11 protein-coding genes are annotated in these 19,673 nt (G+C 62.0%); 3 read left to right on the top strand and 8 right to left on the bottom strand.

The features are described from left to right. Window positions 1–48 precede the first annotated feature (48 nt). The 3 genes from HUW10_RS04175 to HUW10_RS04185 all read right to left on the bottom strand — a co-directional run bounded on the left by HUW10_RS04175 (window position 49) and on the right by HUW10_RS04185 (window position 2,660). The gene (locus tag HUW10_RS04175; RefSeq protein ID WP_174502352.1) at window positions 49–1,062 is read right to left on the bottom strand and encodes a hypothetical protein; all 1,014 of its coding nucleotides are present in this window, start codon (window positions 1,060–1,062) and stop codon (window positions 49–51) included. 15 nt (window positions 1,063–1,077) lie between these two features. Beyond that, window positions 1,078–1,629: a cyclin-dependent kinase inhibitor 3 family protein gene (locus HUW10_RS04180; RefSeq protein ID WP_174502353.1), complete on the bottom strand. Its 552-nt coding sequence runs from the start codon at window positions 1,627–1,629 to the stop codon at window positions 1,078–1,080. A gap of 83 nt (window positions 1,630–1,712) precedes the next feature. After that, on the bottom strand, window positions 1,713–2,660 hold the full coding sequence (locus tag HUW10_RS04185; protein WP_174502354.1) for an ArdC family protein: 948 nt from the start codon (window positions 2,658–2,660) through the stop codon (window positions 1,713–1,715). Between the two features lie 393 nt (window positions 2,661–3,053). Between HUW10_RS04185 and HUW10_RS04190 the strand changes: the two genes are divergently transcribed. Then, window positions 3,054–4,898, top strand: a complete 1,845-nt coding sequence (locus tag HUW10_RS04190; RefSeq protein WP_174502355.1) for a HipA domain-containing protein — start codon at window positions 3,054–3,056, stop codon at window positions 4,896–4,898. A 53-nt stretch (window positions 4,899–4,951) separates the two neighbouring features. Here HUW10_RS04190 and HUW10_RS04195 read toward each other — a convergent pair whose 3' ends face one another. The 5 genes from HUW10_RS04195 to HUW10_RS04215 are packed head-to-tail and all read right to left on the bottom strand — an operon-like array spanning window position 4,952 to window position 17,190. Beyond that, window positions 4,952–8,080 carry a helicase-related protein gene (locus HUW10_RS04195; protein ID WP_174502356.1) on the bottom strand — a complete coding sequence of 1,043 codons (3,129 nt, stop codon included), beginning with the start codon at window positions 8,078–8,080 and terminating at the stop codon, window positions 4,952–4,954. Beyond that, window positions 8,070–9,926: a phospholipase D family protein gene (locus HUW10_RS04200; protein WP_174502357.1), complete on the bottom strand. Its 1,857-nt coding sequence runs from the start codon at window positions 9,924–9,926 to the stop codon at window positions 8,070–8,072. The genes HUW10_RS04195 and HUW10_RS04200 overlap by 11 nt, the downstream gene beginning before the upstream one ends. After that, window positions 9,916–11,100 carry a DUF6361 family protein gene (locus HUW10_RS04205; protein ID WP_174502358.1) on the bottom strand — a complete coding sequence of 395 codons (1,185 nt, stop codon included), beginning with the start codon at window positions 11,098–11,100 and terminating at the stop codon, window positions 9,916–9,918. Before HUW10_RS04205 ends, HUW10_RS04200 begins: the two co-directional genes overlap by 11 nt. Window positions 11,101–11,122: 22 nt before the next feature. Then, entirely contained in the window at window positions 11,123–14,530 is a 3,408-nt protein-coding gene (locus HUW10_RS04210) for an exodeoxyribonuclease V subunit beta (protein WP_174502359.1), read from the bottom strand. After that, window positions 14,530–17,190, bottom strand: coding sequence for a PD-(D/E)XK nuclease family protein (locus HUW10_RS04215; RefSeq protein ID WP_174502360.1), 2,661 nt, complete (start codon window positions 17,188–17,190; stop codon window positions 14,530–14,532). The genes HUW10_RS04210 and HUW10_RS04215 overlap by 1 nt, the downstream gene beginning before the upstream one ends. A gap of 284 nt (window positions 17,191–17,474) precedes the next feature. Between HUW10_RS04215 and HUW10_RS04220 the strand changes: the two genes are divergently transcribed. Together HUW10_RS04220 and HUW10_RS04225 are read left to right on the top strand one after the other, a co-directional pair. After that, window positions 17,475–18,359: a WYL domain-containing protein gene (locus HUW10_RS04220; RefSeq protein WP_174502361.1), complete on the top strand. Its 885-nt coding sequence runs from the start codon at window positions 17,475–17,477 to the stop codon at window positions 18,357–18,359. A gap of 494 nt (window positions 18,360–18,853) precedes the next feature. Then, window positions 18,854–19,609: an AAA family ATPase gene (locus HUW10_RS04225; protein ID WP_201712580.1), complete on the top strand. Its 756-nt coding sequence runs from the start codon at window positions 18,854–18,856 to the stop codon at window positions 19,607–19,609. The last annotated feature ends 64 nt before the right edge of the window (window positions 19,610–19,673 follow it).

The following is a 19,673-nucleotide window of genomic DNA, read 5'->3' on the forward strand; positions in this document are numbered from 1 at the left end:
TATGCAGGGGGAGCGAGAGGCGCATAATCCTGCGCGCCCGGGTGACAATCAGCTGAATTCCTCCGCGATAGCCACTATCTCCTTGGAGGGCGTGCCGTAACTCACGAGTCTGATATCGAGGTCGTAGGCGGTCATCAATTTCAGAGCCCGCCGTATGGCGGCATGGATCCAATTGCCATGATTGCCGAAGGCGCCGCCGCCAAGAAGCGTCAGGAAAATGACATTTGATGCGCCGCGTTGGGCGTTCAGCACGGTGGCCCACATGGTTGCCTCGTAAGCGGCCTCCAAGACGAGCACCGCGAATGGCTCCCAATGAGCGGGCGGCACGCGACTGTAGGCGACTGGCAGGGCCGAGCAGAATAACTGAGAGACCCGGGGCCGATCCGGCCCCGCTGCTTCGGTGACTTCGACATCGTGGTGTATTCCGATACGCAGTTTTCCGCGCAGGACATCGATTTGGTCTGTTGTAAGCGTTCCGAGATGTTGAGCGATGGCATCGAGTCCCGTTTGGGTACCCAAGGCGTAGCCGTTCTGCATCATCCATAGATCGCCGACGGGCAGTTTCGTCGCACTGCTCAAAGCATCCCCAAGGTCCGCGAGCCCATCGAGTTGCCTCCTCACGGTTTGGCCCTCGCTGCCCCCGAACGGAGCGAAGTAATTGCGGTAGATGGTCGCCGCGCCTGCGGCGATGGCGCAAGCCGGCCCTTGAGTGGGGTCGCTTTGATACCGGGTCACGCCATGTTCCGGCGTCACGTCTGGCGACACCATCTCCAACAAATTGAACTGTGATGCCACCTGGAAAAGCGCGCCGGCATTTTCGGGGGACCTATGCATGCGCCGTACATCGCCGATCACCACACTTGTCTTCAACCTGCCGGGCAGTTTGTCTGCGGACTTTACCCTTTCGCGGAGAGCCTGAAGTGAAACCAATTCAAGCTCTCCGATCCCATAGCTCTCGCCATTGATCCGAGAAACCAGTCTTCCGTCCAAGACAGTGAGCTGCCCGCGGGTCTCTTCGTAGCCAGCTTCCCGAAACCCTGTGAGCTTTTCAAACCAATCCATGATTTTCTCCGTGTGTCACGGTAAGCGGGTACCGATATCCAGGACGTATTTTTCTTGCTCGCGGGTCTCGATTGCACCGGGACGTGCGGCGCGAACCTGCCTGACAGCCGCCGTTGGCTCCATCCCGAGTTCGATTAGAAGCCGAGCTCCGATTGTGCCAGCTCGCCCGAGCCCCCCGCGGCAATGAACCAGGACATCACGCCCGCTGCGCAGCAGATTTCGAAGCGCATCACCAGTGACTGCCCATCGCTGCTCGAATTCCTCGTCAGGTGTCGACACATCCACAATAGGAAGGTGAAACCACAACATATCTCTGCGAGTCACTTCCTCCCCAAGTTGTTCGACCCGAAGGAGGAGTAATTCGTTCTGCTCAACGAGAGTAACGACAGCGGCGGCTCCCCATACGCGGATGGCATCGAGGTCGAGAGAAAGATCACGATCCCAATGGCCGCTCATGGCATGCGGGTCGTATTTGCCAGGGCAGAAAGTGATGCCAACTCGTCCAAAAATTGGCCCCGCGGATAGCGCCGCGATCTTCAATGGGTGCGTTAGCGAGGTCCTTTTCATTTTGAATTCTTGCCCTTCTGGTGGTTCACGCAAAAGATGTCATGGCTTGGCCGATCGTATCAACGAGCGTAGACCGGCCTTCGTCAGGTCGCGTCATGCTCGTTGGCAAGCGCCAAATCGATGCCCGGCCGGAAGGCGAGGAGATAGTCCGCTGCCTTGGACGCCGCGCTCGCGGCCCGAATGACCGCGCGATTGTCTTCCCGCAAAACATCAAGCCAGGAGCCGATATAGTCGGCGTGGCGGACGGTCGGGATGATGCCGAGCGTCGCGCAGCAGAATGCCGACGTCATTTCGGCGCAGAGCTCCTCGCGCGAATATAACTTCGAACCAAACCAACCTGAAAGATCACGCGCCAATCGAGACGGATGGCCTGTCCAGTGACCGAGCTCATGCAAGGCTGTGCGATGCCAGTTGATCGGCTCGAAATAGCTCTCGGGCCGTGGTACCTGGATGTAGTCGAGCGCTGGCGCGTAGAAGGCTTTGTCGCCGCCAAGGCGTAGATCGGCGCCACTGGCGCGGATCAATGCCTCGACGTCGGGCATGATCAACCCTTCGGGGACCGGCGGCGGGACAGTGACCAGATCTTCCGGCAGGCCTTCGCATTGCGCAGCGTTGAAGACCGTGAAACGTTTGAGGAACGGGATGGCGACGGCTTCGTCGCCGGTCTCGCGGCAGCGGCGGCGTTCATCATCTGGAACGAAACGGTCGGCATAGACGACAGTTGTTCCGCGTTCGCCTTTGCGCACATTGCCACCGAGACCGAGCGCTTGGCGAAAAGTCAGCCAGCTTTGTGTCGCGAAGCCGTGCTGGACGACCGCGCCCCAAAGGATGAGCACGTTGATGCCCGAGTAACTGCGGCCTGTGCCGGCGTTCTTCGGCATGGCGAGCGGCGCGGAGACGCAGTTCGAGCCCCAGGGCTGGACCCAGGGCAGTCGCCCGGCTTCGAGCTCGGTGATTATCTTGTTGGTGATTTCCTCATAGAGGCTCACCCGGTCCTGATCGGGGCGAGCGCGCGCGGCAGAATGTGACATCGTAGGGCTCCGCGACGGGCGCCGCGAGCCTCTCTCGCGATCCTAACCCGTCACGGCCAACCCGGCCGATCTCTCACTCTCGGGGCGTTGCGGGGTATCCCCCGCAGAAGGGGTCGGACGAGACGCCTACTGGCTCGTCCGCAGGGGAAGGCCTTCCCCCGAAAAGGCTACCTTTCCAACGTTCAATCCCGGGGCTGAGAAAAGCTATGCCCAATCGGGCGTAGGGCATGAAACTGGCGTTCGACAGTGCCGATCAAAACTGGCCAACCGGGTGTGCTGGATCTTCGAACGGTTGGAGGTGGCGGGATTTTCCCGCACCTGAGATGCGCGAAAATTCTTGACTTCCTAGGCCGAGCATGGAATTAACGCGCATCTCAGGTGCGGGATAATTCTATGGCCTTACACTTGGTCGGAGAGACGATCGATGCCAAGCGGGCGCATCTTCGAGCCCAATCGGGCGAGCTGATCCAGCTTGTCCGGGGAGTGTATGTCGATGATGACGGGAATGCGGAGACCGCGGTCCTGAGCCACGCCGTTCGCATCGCCCATTATCTTTACCCAAACGCGTACCTCTCGTCAGCAAGCGCGGCTCTTCTCGCGCCGACGCCAGACGGACGGCTTTTCATTAGTGGCCGGCGCAATCAACGCACGCGCCTGCGCAACCTTGAGATCGTCCAGAATGAGGCGCCGCCGCATCCGTCAACCGCCGTCGCGGTGGTTGGCGACGATCTGGGGGAGTTGCGCATCGATGTGTCGTCGCCGCGTCAGCGGTTCCTGGAAGCCTTTCGGCTGAGGAGCGAACACGCCAGCGCGGTCACCGCGGACATGCGAACCCAGATGGCGGCGCGCTTGGTTGAAGAACACGGTTCCGCACGGGCCGCTGCCGACGCGGTCTGGGCGCTGGCGCGAGAGAATGCCTGGTATCGCGAAGGTGAAGGCGCTGAGCGCTTCCTCCTGGTCCAGCCTGGAACGACCAAGGCTCCTGCCAACAAGGCGGCGCTTGACCTATTGGTCGCTTGGCATGGCGAGTTTCTCGGCCGACTAACGCATGATGGCTTCGAATGGCGATGGAAACCGCAAAAGCGTTCAGGGCCGGCGCTGGTGCGGGAGACAACGCCGGGAAAGCTTCCGGCTTTCATCGAGTCGCTCCTGCCTGAAGGTTGGCTCGCGCAGGTTTTGCACGAACGCGACGAACGCGAGGCGCTTCGTCGAGGCCGGCGCTATATGTCGAACATCGTCATCGTCCAAAACCGTGCGGAATTGGCAACCTTGCCAGCCGACGTTCTTGCTACGCCGCTTGCCGCATTCGCAGATGCCGGCCGGTTCACTGGGCGTTATGGAGGGCCGGCGCGCGGGGAGATCGAGGAGACCTTCGAACAAAAGCTCGCAAGGATCTATGAGCGCGCCGAGACGCCTCGCCTGTCGGGCGTTCAGATCAAGGCTCCGATGAGCCTCCTCGCCGATGGCGATCTTGTCCCGGCGATCGATCAGCCGTTCACGCACATTCTTAAACCGGCCGGCACGGCGGGGTATGAGACGCTGCCTGTCGTTGAATGGCTTTGCCTCGAGTTCGGCCGCGCCGCTGGCTTCGATGTGCCGTCGGCGGCGTTGATCGAGATGCCGGACGGCATGTTACCGGCCTTGGTGGTTGAGCGTTTCGATATCCGCCGTGGACCACAGGATCAGCGCCGCCTGGCTCTGGAGGACTTTTGCTCCATTTTGGATCTTCCGGCCTCGGCGAAATACGACGGCACAATCGAACGCATGGCAAGGAGCCTGCGCCCACTATCGACGGACCCGGCCGCTGACCTCAACACCCTGTTCCGGCGCGCGATCTTCGCCTGGCTGATCGCAGATGGCGACATGCACATGAAGAATCTCGCGCTGCTGAAGACCGCTGACGCTGGCGCGAAGGCGTTCACTACAGTGCGTTTCGCACCGCTCTACGACGCTGTCACTACGAGAGTCTTCCCCGGCCTTGGCAATGACCGCATGGCTTTGAAGCTCAACGGCAAGGATGACCGCCTCAACGCGCAGGACTTCCTCGCCCTGGCGCGGACGATTGGCTTGACGGCCGGTGACGCCGGCGCGGCAATAACTGAACTCGCCGCGCGGCTGGCCGAGCGCGCGCTTACGCTGCGCCTGCCTGATTTCGCGGGCCACGCCGAAGCGGCAAAATCTGCGCAAGGGAAGCTGATGGCCATTGTCAGTGAGCGATCCGCAGCAATCGCCGGATAGCGTATTGATGTGAATCCACCCAACCCACGGCGTGGGCGCGACCTTGGTCCGAGCTAGGGTTCCAGGCGAATTTGAAGCTCGGCGAGGTCTTCGGCCGCTATGTCCGTTCCCAACAAGCTATGGAGATATTCCAGCAGGTCCTCTTGGCGTGGCTGTCCAAACGCGAGCCGATAGACCGTCAGGCTGCGTTTCAGCCATTCGAGACGGCGGATCTCGCGGCTGAAGGGCAGCATGGGAACGCGACGCTCCACTTTCACCGGGCCTTCGTAAATCCAGTAGGGAATGAGATCGGTATCGACGTCAGTTTGCGCTCGTGCGGCATCGAACATTGTCTTCCAGGGATCTTCCGAAGCCGAGGCGTGGCTGCGCACGACATCGATTTGCCGATGTGCCAGATTTAGTCGGATCGCATGGCCCTTAAAGCGGTGCACGCGACCTTCCCGTTGCTCCAGATCGACCGGATTGCCGGGCAAATTCCAGTGATAGACGCGGTAGCAATAGGGGTGGAAGTCGAGCCCCTCCTGTCCGATCGAGGTTGTGGCGAGTACGAACGGCCGGAAGGGTGAATTGAAGGCGTCACGAACGCTTCCCAAGCGAGCGGCCCCACCTTCTTCATCTTTGTAGTCAGCAAGCCGCATGGCGAAGCGGCCCCGCATCTGGAATTTGTTGATGACTAGTGCATCCCCATCGATCGTGGGGTCCTCGACGTCGATTTGCGAAGGGCGGATCGACAACGCATCGGCAATGGCCTTGCTGACACCAGCAACGCGGTCGGCTGACGAACTCGCGCCCAAGCCCTCGGCGTCTACGAGATAATGGACATACTCATCGAGGGCGGCCTGCAGATTGTGTTCTGCGCCGAAGGTCAGGACGCGGCGCCAGTATCGATCATCGTCGTCCTTGCGCAGGAGCGCGACAGCGTCGTGCTGGTTGAACAGCGTACGAAAGCCCCAGGCGACCTGGTTCGCCGCCTTGAGCATCCGGGCATCGTCCCACTCCAAATCTGGCGCGATGCGGCGCAGTGCGCGCAGCGCGCATACTGCAGGACTACCTAGGGCGACATCGACGAGTAGGTCGATGATGGAGTCACCGACCGGGCCGAGATCACGCCCGGCCGTCGCCGAACTGAGTTCCGCGACGTGTTCCTTGAAGCCTTCCTCATGACCGAGAGCGGCCAATCCACTGGGCGAGGCAAGCCACGCCGTCGACTTCGCGCCCGCCATCGCGTCGATGACGGCTGGCGCGGCCCATTCCCAGTCACGCCCGCCTGCGGTGTCGACGACGCTATGCCCCAGCGCCTCTACGCTGTCCCGGAGCCGTTCAGCCACAGCCTTGCGCATGTCGTCGACGGATAGCGTCAGTGGATTTTCCGCGAAGATCGCCAAAGGATCGCCAAGGCGAGCGAGCGTAGGCGACGGATAAATCAGGTGCATGGCGCGCATGGCCACCAACCGCCCCTGATCCTGCCTGAACTGGAGCGGTCGCGGACGCACGGTGTCGAAGTAGTGTCTGCCTGCATCGCCCGCGCCCATTCGGCGTTCGGCCTCATAAGAGAGAATAGCGGCGATCGCGTCAGGGACCATCGACCAGGACGAGAAGATCAGCGCCTTGGTCAGCGGTGGATTCTGCCGCGCGGGTCCGTAGTAGGGCAATGACGGCGGGATCCAGAGGTTCTGATCGAGTCCTTCGCTAAATATGTCGTCAACGACGCCGCGCATCCGGCCGTTTGCCGGATCGAGTGGCTCATAGGCATCGAGGCGCTCGTGATCCAGCATGGCGGGTTTGGCGCGGATCAGCGCCGCCCGCAGGTTGGGGGGCGGCCGGTCAAGCTTCTCTTTCAAAAGGCGCTTTAGCGCGTAGTCCCGCATGAAGTTCAGCAGATACGGCGCGGACTTCCAGTATTCGGTGATTTCTGGCGCATCCAACGCGCGCGCGACGCCGGAAACGGATGCCGCCTGCTGCAGGTCCGAAGGCTGCACGGTGATCGACATCGGCGGCTCACCGACCATGGAGTCACGATCGACGGTGCTGGCCACTCGTTCAGTGCGAGCCATTACCTTGCGCAGGTGTCGTTCGATGCCGCGCCGCGCTTCAATTGCGGCGGGGCGGGCTTCCGGAAGGTCGTGGAGAAAACCGCGGAACTGCCGCATCTCGCATTCCAGCGTCGCGGCGATCTGCGGGCCGTTCTTCCTTCCATAAAGAAATGACAGCGTTTCGAGAAAGTCCCGGTAGTGTTCACCATCATCGGGCTCGTCCCCGGACAACGTCAGCATACGGTAAGGAGTTGCGGACAGTAGCAGGGTTCTTGCGGAGTGGCCGTTTTGGTCGGAATAGTCGAAAAGCTCGCGCGCCAGTATTGCTGCGTCGGTTTCACCATGCAGCAGATCCCGAAATCTTTGGAATTCGTCCATAATGATCAGGTCGGGTTTTAGAGCGTCGACGCAGGCGTGAGACAGTTTTCCCCGAAGTTTGCCAATCAGCTTATTGCGGCGTTGCGCCAGTTCGATCGGGTAACTCTCCCTGCGGCGAGGGAAGAGATCGCATACAGACTCAAGCTCTTCGAACAGGCTGGCATCGCCCTCGACGTCGCGGCGGAAGCGATCGATGATTCGATGATCGATACCTTCCAGTGTCAGATCATCGACGGCTTGGTTCCAACCATCCACCCCAGCGGTGACCTGAAGCAGGTTGTGCAAGCCCCTTGGTCGCGAAACGCATCCCTCGAGCATACGCAGAAGCAGGGCGCGTTCTCGGGTGACGCCTGTGGTCGACCGTAGGTCGAAAGTGGTTCCGGGCGTCAGACTGATAAAGTTGACCTTGTTTGCGTCGAGCCCCTGATCGCCCCGGACCTGTAACGGGATCAGTGTCATGCGTGTTGGCAAAGCCAGTTCACGTCGATTGAGCACATTGAGGCGATTGATATTCTGCGCTGCGATCGCCTGGTTGGAGCAAATGTAGAGGATGTCGATCCGTTCTGTTTTGTCCCAGAGTTTCTCAATTGTCCGCGCGATCACACCGCGGGCGACCATCGTCTTGCCAAGACCGACCTCGTCGGCGACCAGGAACTGACGCACGGGATCCTGGTCCCCGTAGAGCCGATCAAACACGTAGTCGACGGTGCGGCGCTGAAACGCCTTGAGCGGCGCCAGAGCGGCGGCTGCTTCGAAGCGTTTATCCGACATGGTCAGCTCCTTGGTCTTGGAGCGCGATGCGGAACGCATCCCACAGGGTGCGGAAGTCATCCGGGATGGGATCTGGGCCTGCGTCGCTGCCCGACTCCAGCCGCGAAATGAGACGTTCGATCGCATGGAGCCGTTCGCCTCCATGACAGAGCGCGCGGACCATATCTTCGAGCAGCGGAGCGTCATCGGCCGACACGGCCCATGCGGTCTGTCCTGGCCCCTCATGCGCCGCGAGCGCCGCGCCGAACGGGTCGCCGAGTTCGGACAATAGCAGCCTCAGATAGCGGAAGAACGCGTCCCGACTGTCGATGATCCAGCGAAGTATGGCGGCATGCCGCTCAGCCGGGAGGCCTTCCATGATCAGGCTAGTGCTGAATAAGGCGGAAGCCTTCTCGCTTTCATCTGTCAGGCGGAAGGCAAGAAAGCGGGTGAGATCGACCATCGGCATGGCGCCCAGATCGACTGCTTCCCCCATACGCAGTGCGGCCAAGACGTCGCGAGCATGCCCGTCGCCGCGCGTAATCGGCCAGGCGCTCAAAGCACCGATACCCTTGAGTGGCAGAGGTCCGGATGGTGTCAGCCAGACGCGCCACGGTTTCTCTTCGGGATCGTCGCTTTCGGTCCGTTCGCAGCGCAGTCGCAGCGCGCCACGGCATAGCGCCCGCCGTGCCTCGTCGAGGCGCGCCTCGGCCGTGGTCAGTTCGGGATCGATCGGGTCCAACTCGGTGGCGACGAAAGTTCGCGTCAGGCGGCCGAAACCTTTCTCCCCCATGATTTGCTCAACGCTGCCAACCTTGGAGCGTTTGCCACGGAGTGAGGCGAACAGCTCGACATTGTTGCCAGAGAGCAGCGCCGGCCGTGTCGCATTGCCGGAACCGATGGTGACGAGGGTGTCCCAACCGATCTCTGAGATGAAGGCTTTTGCGTGAAGGCCTTGGAGAGCGCTCGCGGCAACTTCTTCGCCGTCTTCGCTCGCTGCCATTTCGTCGAGAACGGAGACCCGTTCGAACGCGCCGAGCGTCTTGCTCTCGACGCAGGCCAGCTGGTCAGGTCGACTGATGATGATAGGTTTTTCCGCCGTCGGCAGAGCAGCCAAGAAGTTCAGGGCGTCGGTATCGCAGAATGGCGAAATCACGCCCAGCCGCGCGCACTCGGTCGGCTGCCAAACCTTGCCGCCGAATCCGTTGACCGCGAAGGACACCTCGTCGAACCGCTCGGGCATTGTCCATTGTGCCCGCCGTACGTCCTCGGCGATCTCCTTGGTCAGGATGCGCGCCTCGTCGGTGATCCCTGACACCGCCAGGTCCGGCAAACGCGTCAGCAGATCAAACAGGGCGCGGTTATTTGTATCGGGTCGCCGAGTGAGTTCGCCATCAAGGCGGAGCGAGATATCCCATGAGCGGTCACGGGTAAGATTGCGCGACAAAACCAGCAGGCGAAGCAGGACCGGGTCTTGAGCCAGGGTCGGCCTATATCGCAACGCCCACATTTTGGGATGGAAGGCGCCATCGCGAGGGGCTGCGACTTCGACGATGATCCGCTCAAGGAGTGAGCAGAGCCGTGAGTGCGGTCGAGTCTGCGCGTGAATATGGCCTGCATCGGTGAAGACGACGAGCCGTCCGGCGATCCGTTCAGCGCCCTCGAGCAGGGCCAAGGGATGGGAGAGGATGTCGTCGCGGTTTTCAGCGGCGAACAACGCCAGGCTAACCGGGGCGGCAAGCGCGGTCTCGAAGTCGAGGGAGAAGGTTGTGGCGACTGCCGCGTCGAAGACGTAGCCCGGCGGCGGCTGAAGACTGTCGCCGTACAGCACGCGCGTCTCCGGATCGAGCGTGGTCCTATTGAGCATTTGCGAGGTCCCGCAGGTGTGCCTTCGCCTGCGCCCAGCGGAAGGACAGCCGTTCGGTCCCCGATGCCCCTGTCCAGCGATCTCGGACCGCCCTGTTCGCAAAGCGAGATTGACTCGTTTTCAGCCGCCGCTCGCGGTCCTGCACCAGTTGCGCCGCCTGGGTCTGGATGCCGTCGGTGATCGATCCGTCGCGAACCAACATCAGCCATTCGGCGACAAAGCGCTTGGCGGCCGGCCGAATGCTGTGGGCGGGATGATCGACGGACTGCCAAAAGGCGTCGAGCGACCAGGCGCGGATCGCCGGCATGTCCAGCTCGTCGCGCCACTCCTGCAAGCGAGCCTTGTAGTCCTCTATCCAGGCGGGCTGCTCACGCAGTTCGCTGAGCAACAGGTTGTAGAGGAGTGATGCGCCGTGCATCACGCTCGAAAACACTTCTCCGTGGCTGACGAGCGTGCGCATCTCCTTAGGAAAATGGGCGAGGTTTGGGTGCTCCCAAATAAAGCGGCAGTCGGCGGGGGTGCCGGCTCTGCGGGCCAACGTCGCCAATAGGCTATGAGGTTGGTGCAAGACGAGTCGGTCGATGATGAACTGCGCCTCGTCAGGGCTTAGGCGGAAGGTTGCCGCCTCAAGCAGATTCTTGGGTCGGGGCGGCAGCGACGGCGTCCAGATTTGCAAGGCCTGCGCCTCCGAGGCGGAGTCATCGCTCTCACGGACCCGAGGGCGACCGCGTTGGAGGTGGCGCATCGACGAAAACAAATTGTCGGTCGAGCCTGGGAACAAGCGAATTCCCCAGGAGCCCAGTCCGGCCCAATAGACAGAACTGGGAAGACGTTGCAGATCGGCGCCGGCGTCACGCCCGATGATCCCGTTTGACTCGCCGCCGGCCTTGAGAGCGTTGGCAAGGCGATTCTCGAGGGCGCGAGCTTCGGCCGCAAGCTGGTCAGCGCCGCTGCTCGAACTCTCCAAAATCTGGAACAGCCATGGAATGAACAGCATATAGCGCAGCCGCGTCTGGATTGTGCTGGTACCCGGAAAGAGGTGATCGGCAATGGAATCACGGATGCCGCCCAAGCCGAGTTCGTCACGGCTCTCCCTTTCCTGGAACAGCGCCATGATCCGCTGCGCACGCTGGCGCTCGGCTTCATCGAAATCAATCCAGGCTAATGATGACACGCGCCGTTCTCCGTTCGCGTTTCTAGGCGGCGCTGGCCGCAGAGACTGGAGAGGGCGAAACCGGCAGCACCAAACCCGAGGTCACCAGCACGATCAGCCCGCGTTCGGTGCCGGTCATATCCAGATAGTTCCGGACCTGTGCGCGGTAGTGCTCGATCGTTTCGGGGCTGGGCTGGACATCGCTTTTCCAGTCGATGACGACCTTTGGCTTGCCATCCTCACCAAAGCTTGTCGCGTCGGTGATGCCGGCCGTCGCCTGTTCTAGATTGTCGGCGAACAGAGAGGCATAGACCGGAAACTCCGGCGCGAGGGTTGGACGAAGCCGAACGATGTCCGGCAGGGCCAGAGTGCGTGTGACGCACTCCGCGAGTTCGACTGGCGTGAGACCCTTGGCGGGGTCATCGACGACGGGCTTTCCGATCGCAACGACGAGGGCGCGCGCTCGCTCAGTTAAAGCCGTCGCGGTGTCGGCGGTTTCGCCGGTCAGCACTTCCTCGAGGAGCTTGTGGAGGATGAGGCCGCGTTCACGCCCACCCTGGATCGCGGCCGGGACTTCGGCGCTGCTCGGCCGATCAGAATCGCTCGACGCCCACACCTCCACCGCTTCGGGCTGGAGCAGAAGTCCCGTGCTGTTTTCGTCACGGCTGGGGGCCAACCAAAGCAGGCGGCGGTGACGGTCGGCGATCGCGGCAGCTTCTTCGGCAAATTTCTCGCGGGTCTGAAGATTAGGTTGAACCGCATCCGCTGCGCCCATGTCGGCCGGGAGGTGCGTAAGATCTAGCGCTGGCAGATCAGCGATCGACAGATCCAAAAGTGAGATCCAGGCTGACTTCGACGGCGCGACGTCGAGCCGTGGCAGGACCAGCAGCTCGCGCGCCCTGGTGGCGGCGACATACCAGAGCCGGATCCGCTCGCGGTCGAGCTCGGCCTTCTCGGCATCGCGGGCTTCGTCATATCCAACTGGATGAACGCCGAAGACGGGGCAATAGAAGATGTCGTTGTCACGGTCGGTGACCGCGCTTTCCGGCGCCATGATCCCCGTCATCGTGTTCACCGGCACGACGATCGGCCATTCCAAGCCCTTGGCGGCGTGCATGGTGTAGAGTGCAACGGCTTCTTCCTGGGCGTCGGGTCGACCTTCGACCGCGCGCGACTCATCGGTCCACGCGGCTGTGATTGTCTCTGCGAAAGCGCGTAGGCCCCGAACCGCATAGGCCGTCGTCAGGCTCAGATAGAGATCGACATTGGCCAGCGCGCGCTCAGCCTGCCCACGATGACGTTCCAGCAGGATCGGGCGCACCCGCATCACGTCGACTGCTTGAGACAGTAGATCGTGGGGCGTGGTGCTGTTCGTCCGACGATAAAGCGTTTGCAGCTTCTCGATGGTCGCCCGCGCCAGCGGGTGTGCAATGCCGCTGGCATCCACACCAAGATCGAGTCGAGGCAGCATGTCTGGATAGTCTTCCGAACGCGGCAGCGCCCAGATGATGTCGAGCAACTCCTCCTCTGTCAGTCCGACGAGCGGACCGCGCAGCAGCGCCCCCAAGGCAAGAGTGTCGCGGCGGTCGGCCAGCACACGGGTCAGAGCGATGAGGTCTTGGATCTCCTGACGGCGAAAGAGGCCCTTGCCCGCCTGTGTCGCGACCGGGATGCCGCGACGTTCGAGCGCCTCTTCATAGCGCCACAGATCGCTACCTGTGGGCGCGAGAAGAGCAATGTCGCCCGGCCGGCAGATGCGGCTGACACCGCTGCGGCGATCAATGATCATTTCGCTGCCGATCAGACGGACGCACATTTCGGCGACGGCGTCGGCTTCAGCGTCGCGCTGCTGTTCGGCTGTGGCCTTGCCGTTCTCGTCGGCGACGGCGACGTCGAGGGCGGCGACGCACAGCGCATCGCCACGATCAGCATGGAACGGATCGAGCGCTGTGAAGCCAGGTTGCCCGTCGCTCGAGAGCAAGGCTTCAAAACGCTCGTTCACATAAGTGAGAATGGGCGCACAGGAGCGGAAGTTGGTTGAGATCGACAGGACGCTGTCTGGATCCTGCGCGAGAAACGCATCACGCGCTCGCACATAGGCGCTGACGTCGGCTCCGCGGAACCGATAGATCGCCTGCTTGGGGTCGCCGACCAGGAACAGCGCGCCAGGGCGGATGCGGAAAGCGGCCCAGTCGCCCGTCGCACCTTCAGCCGGTGGCTCGCCGCACAGGCGCCAGAAGATTTCCGTCTGAAGCGGATCAGTATCCTGGAACTCATCCACAAGGACATGGGCAAAGCGGCCCGCGAGGGAGCGACGAACGTCGTCATGGTCACGCAATAGGCCGCGGGCGGCAAAGATCAGGTCGTCGAAATCGAGGAAGGCGGCTGAGCGCTTGTGGTCACGGAAGCGCTGTAGAACTGGCTGCACCTGGACGATCACGTCAGACAACACACGGCTGGCGATATTTTGGACCATTTGCCTCCAAGCGTCGCAGCACGTGGCGTAGTGGCCTTCGGCCGCTGTGTTGAGGCGCTCGCCGTCCGCCTTGGCCAAGCCTTCGCGCTTGGCCGCTTCGGCCCATTTGCCTTTTTTCTTATATGCGGAAAACGTACCGCTCTTGGTGCAAAGGTCACGGTGTGGCCGTGACACCAATAAGCGGACCAAACCCGCAGGGGTCTCCGCGGTCGGGCCAGCGTCAATCTCCCGCGCCATGTCCGAGAAGCGTTGGGCGATTGCGACCGTCTCTGGCTCGACCGCCGGCGCCGTGCGGATGAACGCGGCGAACACGTCGGCAGCGTCGCGGAAAGCCTGAAGGTGGAGCGCCAGCGGCGATACTGGCTGGGCCGACACCGTGCGCCGGCGGCGCAGGTTCGCGACAATTTTATGGATCAGTCCGACAGTTTCGCCGGGATCCTGAAGAACCATTTCAGCGATGATCCCGCCTTCACCTCCCGACAGTTGCTCGCGCAGCCAGGTGTCCACAATCTCGACAAAGGCGAGGTCAGCCTGGTTGCGATCCATCACGCTCGCACCCGGATCAATATCGGCCTCGACCGGATAGGGCTTGATCAGGCGCTGGCAGAAGCCGTGGATGGTCGAACAGGTGATCTCGTCGATCGACGCGCTCGCCGCCAAGAGATGCGCTTGCTGAACTTCTGACAGGCCGGCAGGCAACGCGACGCGCAGCTCCGGCGCGATATGTCCAGCTGCGAGGTCGCCGACGAAGTCGCGAACGCGGATCAGCAGCTCGCTGGCCGCCAATTCGGTGAACGTTACCGCCGCGATGGATTTCGGCGCGATGCCCTCGGCCAACATCACTGCGATGCGACCCGCCATGACGGCGGTCTTGCCGGAGCCGGCGCCTGCTTCGACCAGGATTGAGCGATCATGCACGTTGATCGCGTCGCGTCGGGCTGCATCATCTCTGAGCGCTTTGGTCGCGTCGGTCATCACTTGGCCTCCCAGACATGTATGGCGTCGCCAAAACGTTCGGTCGCGGCCGAAAGCTTGCGCTTGCAATAGGTTGCGCCAGCGTTCGCCGGGAGGGCGAAGGCCAGATCGTCAAAGGCCCCGCCAGTGTCAGGTCCGATCAAAGCGTTGCCTGCTGTCAGATTTGCGCGTGCTGCTTTCAGATAACCGGTGATCTCGATCAGCGTGGCTTCGGGGTCTTCAAGCTGGAGATTGATCTGGTCGCGCGGGTAAAGAAGGGAGGCGCTGATCGAGATATCCGCACCCAGCAACGCCTTCACAGCGAAGGCGTACAGGCACCGCTGCAGTTCCCGCCCTCCGTCGAGGCCAATGCTGTCCTTGGGGGGGCGACCGGTTTTGTAGTCGCGTACCAAGGCGCGCTGACCATCACCGGAGATGTCGAGACGGTCGATGTATCCGGCGATACGGAACCCGGCGCCCGGAATTTCGACGACCATGGTTGGATTCCAAGGGGCCTCGGCCGTCGATTTGGCGGTCGCACCGCCAAACGGGACTTCCCCGTAGGCGCGCGCACCCAGCAGAGGCTCATCGCCGTACGTAAGCGCACGGCTCGTCAGAAGGCGCGCTTCATCTAGCGTTCGGCGCCAGATCACATTGGGCGGGACAGCTCGCTCGCTTTCCCAGACAACGGCGACCTCATCGGCGGCGCTGCTCACCGCTGTCGCGATCTGGGTTTCGCTAGCGTGGCCGAGGCCGCCCGCCGCTTCCAGTTTTTGGAGGGCGAGGTCAAGCGTCATGTGAACCAGGTCGCCCATGCCGAGCGCGTCGAGAACAAGCGGATCCCTCCCGGTCTCGGGCGTGCGCATGTGCATGGCATAGACCCAGACAAAGCCGAGCGGATTGCGTAGCAATCGTTTGAGCGAGCTGGCTGACTGCGTCCGGTCCAGAATGGCCAGAAGCAGGGGGTGGTCCGCGCGAACCAGGCCGTCATGGGGCGTGATTTCTTTGCGGTTCCAATTGCGCCAGCAGGTCGAGGCGCTGATCGCCTGCGGCTCCTGGGCGAACTCCTCAGGCCGCGCCATCAGTCGATCGGTCTCGCTGAAAGCATGGCCTGGGACGGCGTTGCGGCGGACGTAGATCTCGGCGCCGTGGCCACCGAGCAGGGAGCTGCGTCCGAGAAGTCGGCCCTCGCTGTCACGTCGCGAGCGAGTCAAGACGACCTGGCCCGCGGTGGTCGCCAGAATGGTTTCGAAATCACGGCGATCGGATGCAGCGACCGGGAGCGGATCAAGCTCGCTGGTGGGAATGATATGGTCCGAGATCAGGCGATCCTCAGAGATGGCGCGCGGCCAGCGCGAAGAGTTGAGACCGATCAGACGGACGAACGGGCGCGGCGATGCCGCCAGCGCACTGGCCGGCATCCAGGCGACGGACACACACGCCTCCAGGCCGTCATCCTGCTTCAGGGTCTCCAATGTCGCGTCGAGTGACCCGGAGGGGCCGGCCAACAGCGCCTTGCGCCAGATCGCCAAGGCCCGTCCATTCAGAAGCGTTGATCCGATTTCCGCCGCCGCGCTCGAGCCCTTGGCGAGAATGGCGACGATGCCGCGTAAGGTCGGGGCGTGATCCTTACCGTCCGGCCAGTCGGCCGGGGTCAATCGATCAAGCAGGCGGGTCCATGCCTGTGCCGACGCCAGCGGTGCGTCGGTCGGCAGGACGCGCATCCAACCCGCGGGCAGAGTCCGGAACGGTCCCGTTTCCGAGCTACATAGGGCCGCCAGACGGCGCATCCGGGTCTGAGACAGGCCCCGTATGATGATATCGGCGAGCGCGGCGGCTGCTTGGCCGTCGCGGGTCGTCGTGACTTTGACCCCGTGGACGAAGTGCAAATCGATGTTGGCGTCGGCGCGAAGCGACAGAAAATGATCGTCGTACTCTCCGGGCGATGACGCGGCGATCGCGATGTCAGCGGGCTGGGCTTCACCGGATGCCAGAAGAGCGCGGGCCCATCGGATCGCCTCGATGGCTTCATGATAGGCCGTGGCGGCGCTGACGGCGTTGATTTCTGGCGTCTCTGGCTTCGATCGTAAGACAACGACGTCGGTACCCTCGAGCCAGGCGGGAGCGGAGCGTGGTCCAGCGGTCCATTGCACGGGTGTATGAGCGGTCAACGCTTGCAGTAATGGTCGCCAACAGGGCGAAAGCTCCGTGATGCCGATGATTTCGACCGGTCCAAGAACCGCCGGCGCATGATCAAGCCGCTTGCAGGCTGCCGCGACGATATCGGCCGGTCGCATCATGGCGGGCGGCAGTTGTGCCAGAACCGCAGATTCGAGACGCGCGATAGAGTCGAGGCGGGGATGGTCGTCAGCCCTCGCGGCGAGATCGATGCCGGCCCGCCACGCCTTGTGGAGTGTGTCGGCAGCGGCATCAACCATGCCCGGAAGCAGCTTGATGCTCTCCAATTCGCCAAGCGGTGTTTCGGGCAAAACTGCCTGAATTGCTGAGCGAAGGCTATCATCGTCGATCGCCAACGCGAACCCGCCGGCCATGCGGACGGCTAGTTGCTCGAAAGACAGAATCTGTAGGCCGTGACACCGCTTTCGCGCGGCATCGAGCCGTACCTCGCGCATCGCCAATCGGCCGTGGACGACGATCGTTCGCCGATTTGAGATGCTCATCGCTGATCGCCTTTTGCCAATTTTTGGCGGGGTGCTGGATGGGTGACCGCGAAGCAGAGCCTTCGGCTACTTCTGCACGAGCTAGGATTGCGAGGTGCACGCGAACTGGCGCCTGTCAGTTTCCAGTTGGCTATGGCGCGTCTCGATCCAGGCTTCCTCATCACTGCCCCCCGTGCCCAAGACGGTTTTCGTTGACGCGGCTGCATCATAGGGATAGAAACTACATGCATCGCGCAGATATGTCCATATACTTTTTATCTGTATCGGTCTTGGAGGAAAGCTCGATGGCAGAGGCCCGTGCGGCATTGAAGTGGGGGGTGGAGCGCCGCCTGGAATTTATCGAGTTCCGGCTGTTCTGGGAGGGCGGGGTCAACCGTTCGGACATCATCGACATGTTCGACGTCTCAGTCCCGCAGGCTTCTAAGGACCTCACACTCTATCAAGAACGCGCTCCGCAAAACGCGATCTACGACAAAAGCGCGAAGCGATACGTCGCCAGCGAACATTTCGAGCCGCACTTTCTGAAGCCCGATCCGCACGGCTATCTCGCTCGGCTGCGCTCGGTTGCCGAGGGGCTGATCGACCTATCGGAGTCGTGGATCACCCAGATCCCGGAGACCGACATTGCCTTGACGCCGCGTCGGGATATTGACGCAACAGTACTCAAGGCTCTGCTGGGGGTCGTTCGCGAAGCGCGCTCGATCGATATCCACTACCAGTCGATGAGCAGGACGCGGCCGGATCCGGTCTGGCGGCGGATATCGCCTCACGCGTTCGGCTATGACGGTTTCCGCTGGCATGCGCGCGCATACTGCCATCTCGATCACGTGTTCAAAGATTTTCTGCTACCGCGCATCCTCGGCGTCGGAGCCGTCGGCGAATCTGGGGCACCTCGCCAGCAAGACGAGCTTTGGCAGAATCGCTTCGATGTCGTGATTGGTCCTCATCCCGATCTGACGGCCAGTCAGAAGGCCGTGGTCGCCAAGGATTATGGCTTGGAGAGAGGTCGCGGCGTCCTCACCGTTCGCTATGCCATGATGTTCTATGTCTTGAAGCGCCTGGGGCTGCTCGGCGACGCCGCCAAGGATGATGCCCGCCGCCAGCATATCGTCGTCGTGAATCGAGCGGAGACGGAAGCTGCCCTGAAGAAGTCTGGATTTCCGGCGTGAGAAGGCCCCGGGCATCAAGGAGTCCGCGAAAATTCGACAAACGCGGGCTGACCGCGTGGGCTCATAGGGGGGCGAGATGCTGAGTCGAGGATCGGAATGGCGTAGATGGGAACCACATATTCACGCCCCGGGCACCGTCATGAACAACCAGTTCAGCGGTCCTGGGGCCTGGAATGACTATCTCACTGCCTTGGAGCAGGCCACTCCGGTCATCGAAGCGGTAGCAGTAACCGACTATTATGTGACCGACACCTACGAGGAGGTGCTGAGGCATAGGGCGGCTGGGCGACTGCCGGCGGCCAAGTTGATCTTTCCCAACGTAGAGTTGAGGCTCGACGTCGCGACTGCGAAAGGCGGCTTTGTCAATCTCCACCTGTTCGTCAGTCCGGAGGATCCGCAGCACATCGATGAGCTGCGGCGCCTACTGTCGCGCCTGCGTTTCAACGTCATGCAGGATCATTTCGACTGCACGCGCTCAGACTGCGTCCGGCACGTTGAAGAAGCTTTCGTTCTCCGTCGCGCGCGTGGCCAATGTGGAACAGTGGGCGGCCGAGGCCGAAGACGGGCTGATCGACTTGCGCAAGGCCGGCGCCTTCCGGGGCAAGCGCACGTTGCTTCAGAAGGCAGACGAAGTCCTCAGGGGCGCGTGGGAGACCGGCGATTCCGCAGCCGTCATCGCCGCGATGGCGGAGTTTAGGCGGCTCTACCAGAAGGACCTTCTGGACCATTCTCCGGTCGCGCACACGGATCAGGCGGAATTCCGGGCCTGGTCGAAGCGCTTCGCCCAGTGGCTTTTCAGTACCGATCACATAGCAATACGATATGGCATCGACTATGATGGCGTCGACATCCGCAAGCTCTCGCCAGGCACCCGCGGTATTGTTCTTCTGCTTCTCTATTTGTCGCTGGATGACAGCGACAACCGGCCGCTGGTGATCGATCAGCCCGAAGAGAACCTCGATCCCAAGTCGGTCTTCGATGAACTTGTTCACCTCTTCGTCGAGGCCAAGGCTCACCGTCAGGTGATCATGGTGACGCACAATGCGAACCTGGTGATCAACACCGATGCGGATCAAATCATCATCGCCGAGGCCGGACCGCATCCGCACGGCTCCCTTCCACCGATTTCATACCGGTCGGGTGGTCTTGAGAACGTGGAGATCAGGAAGGCTGTCTGCGACATTCTCGAAGGCGGAGAAGGTGCCTTCCAGGAACGTGCGCGCCGACTGCGCGTGCGGTTAGAACGATAATGGGGTCAGTAACAAGAATAAATATGCTGGGGCTATGGCGCACATAATACAGGCGAGGGCGGGA

The organism is Acidiphilium sp. C61 (genome assembly GCF_905116885.1).
GTDB lineage: Bacteria > Pseudomonadota > Alphaproteobacteria > Acetobacterales > Acetobacteraceae > Acidiphilium.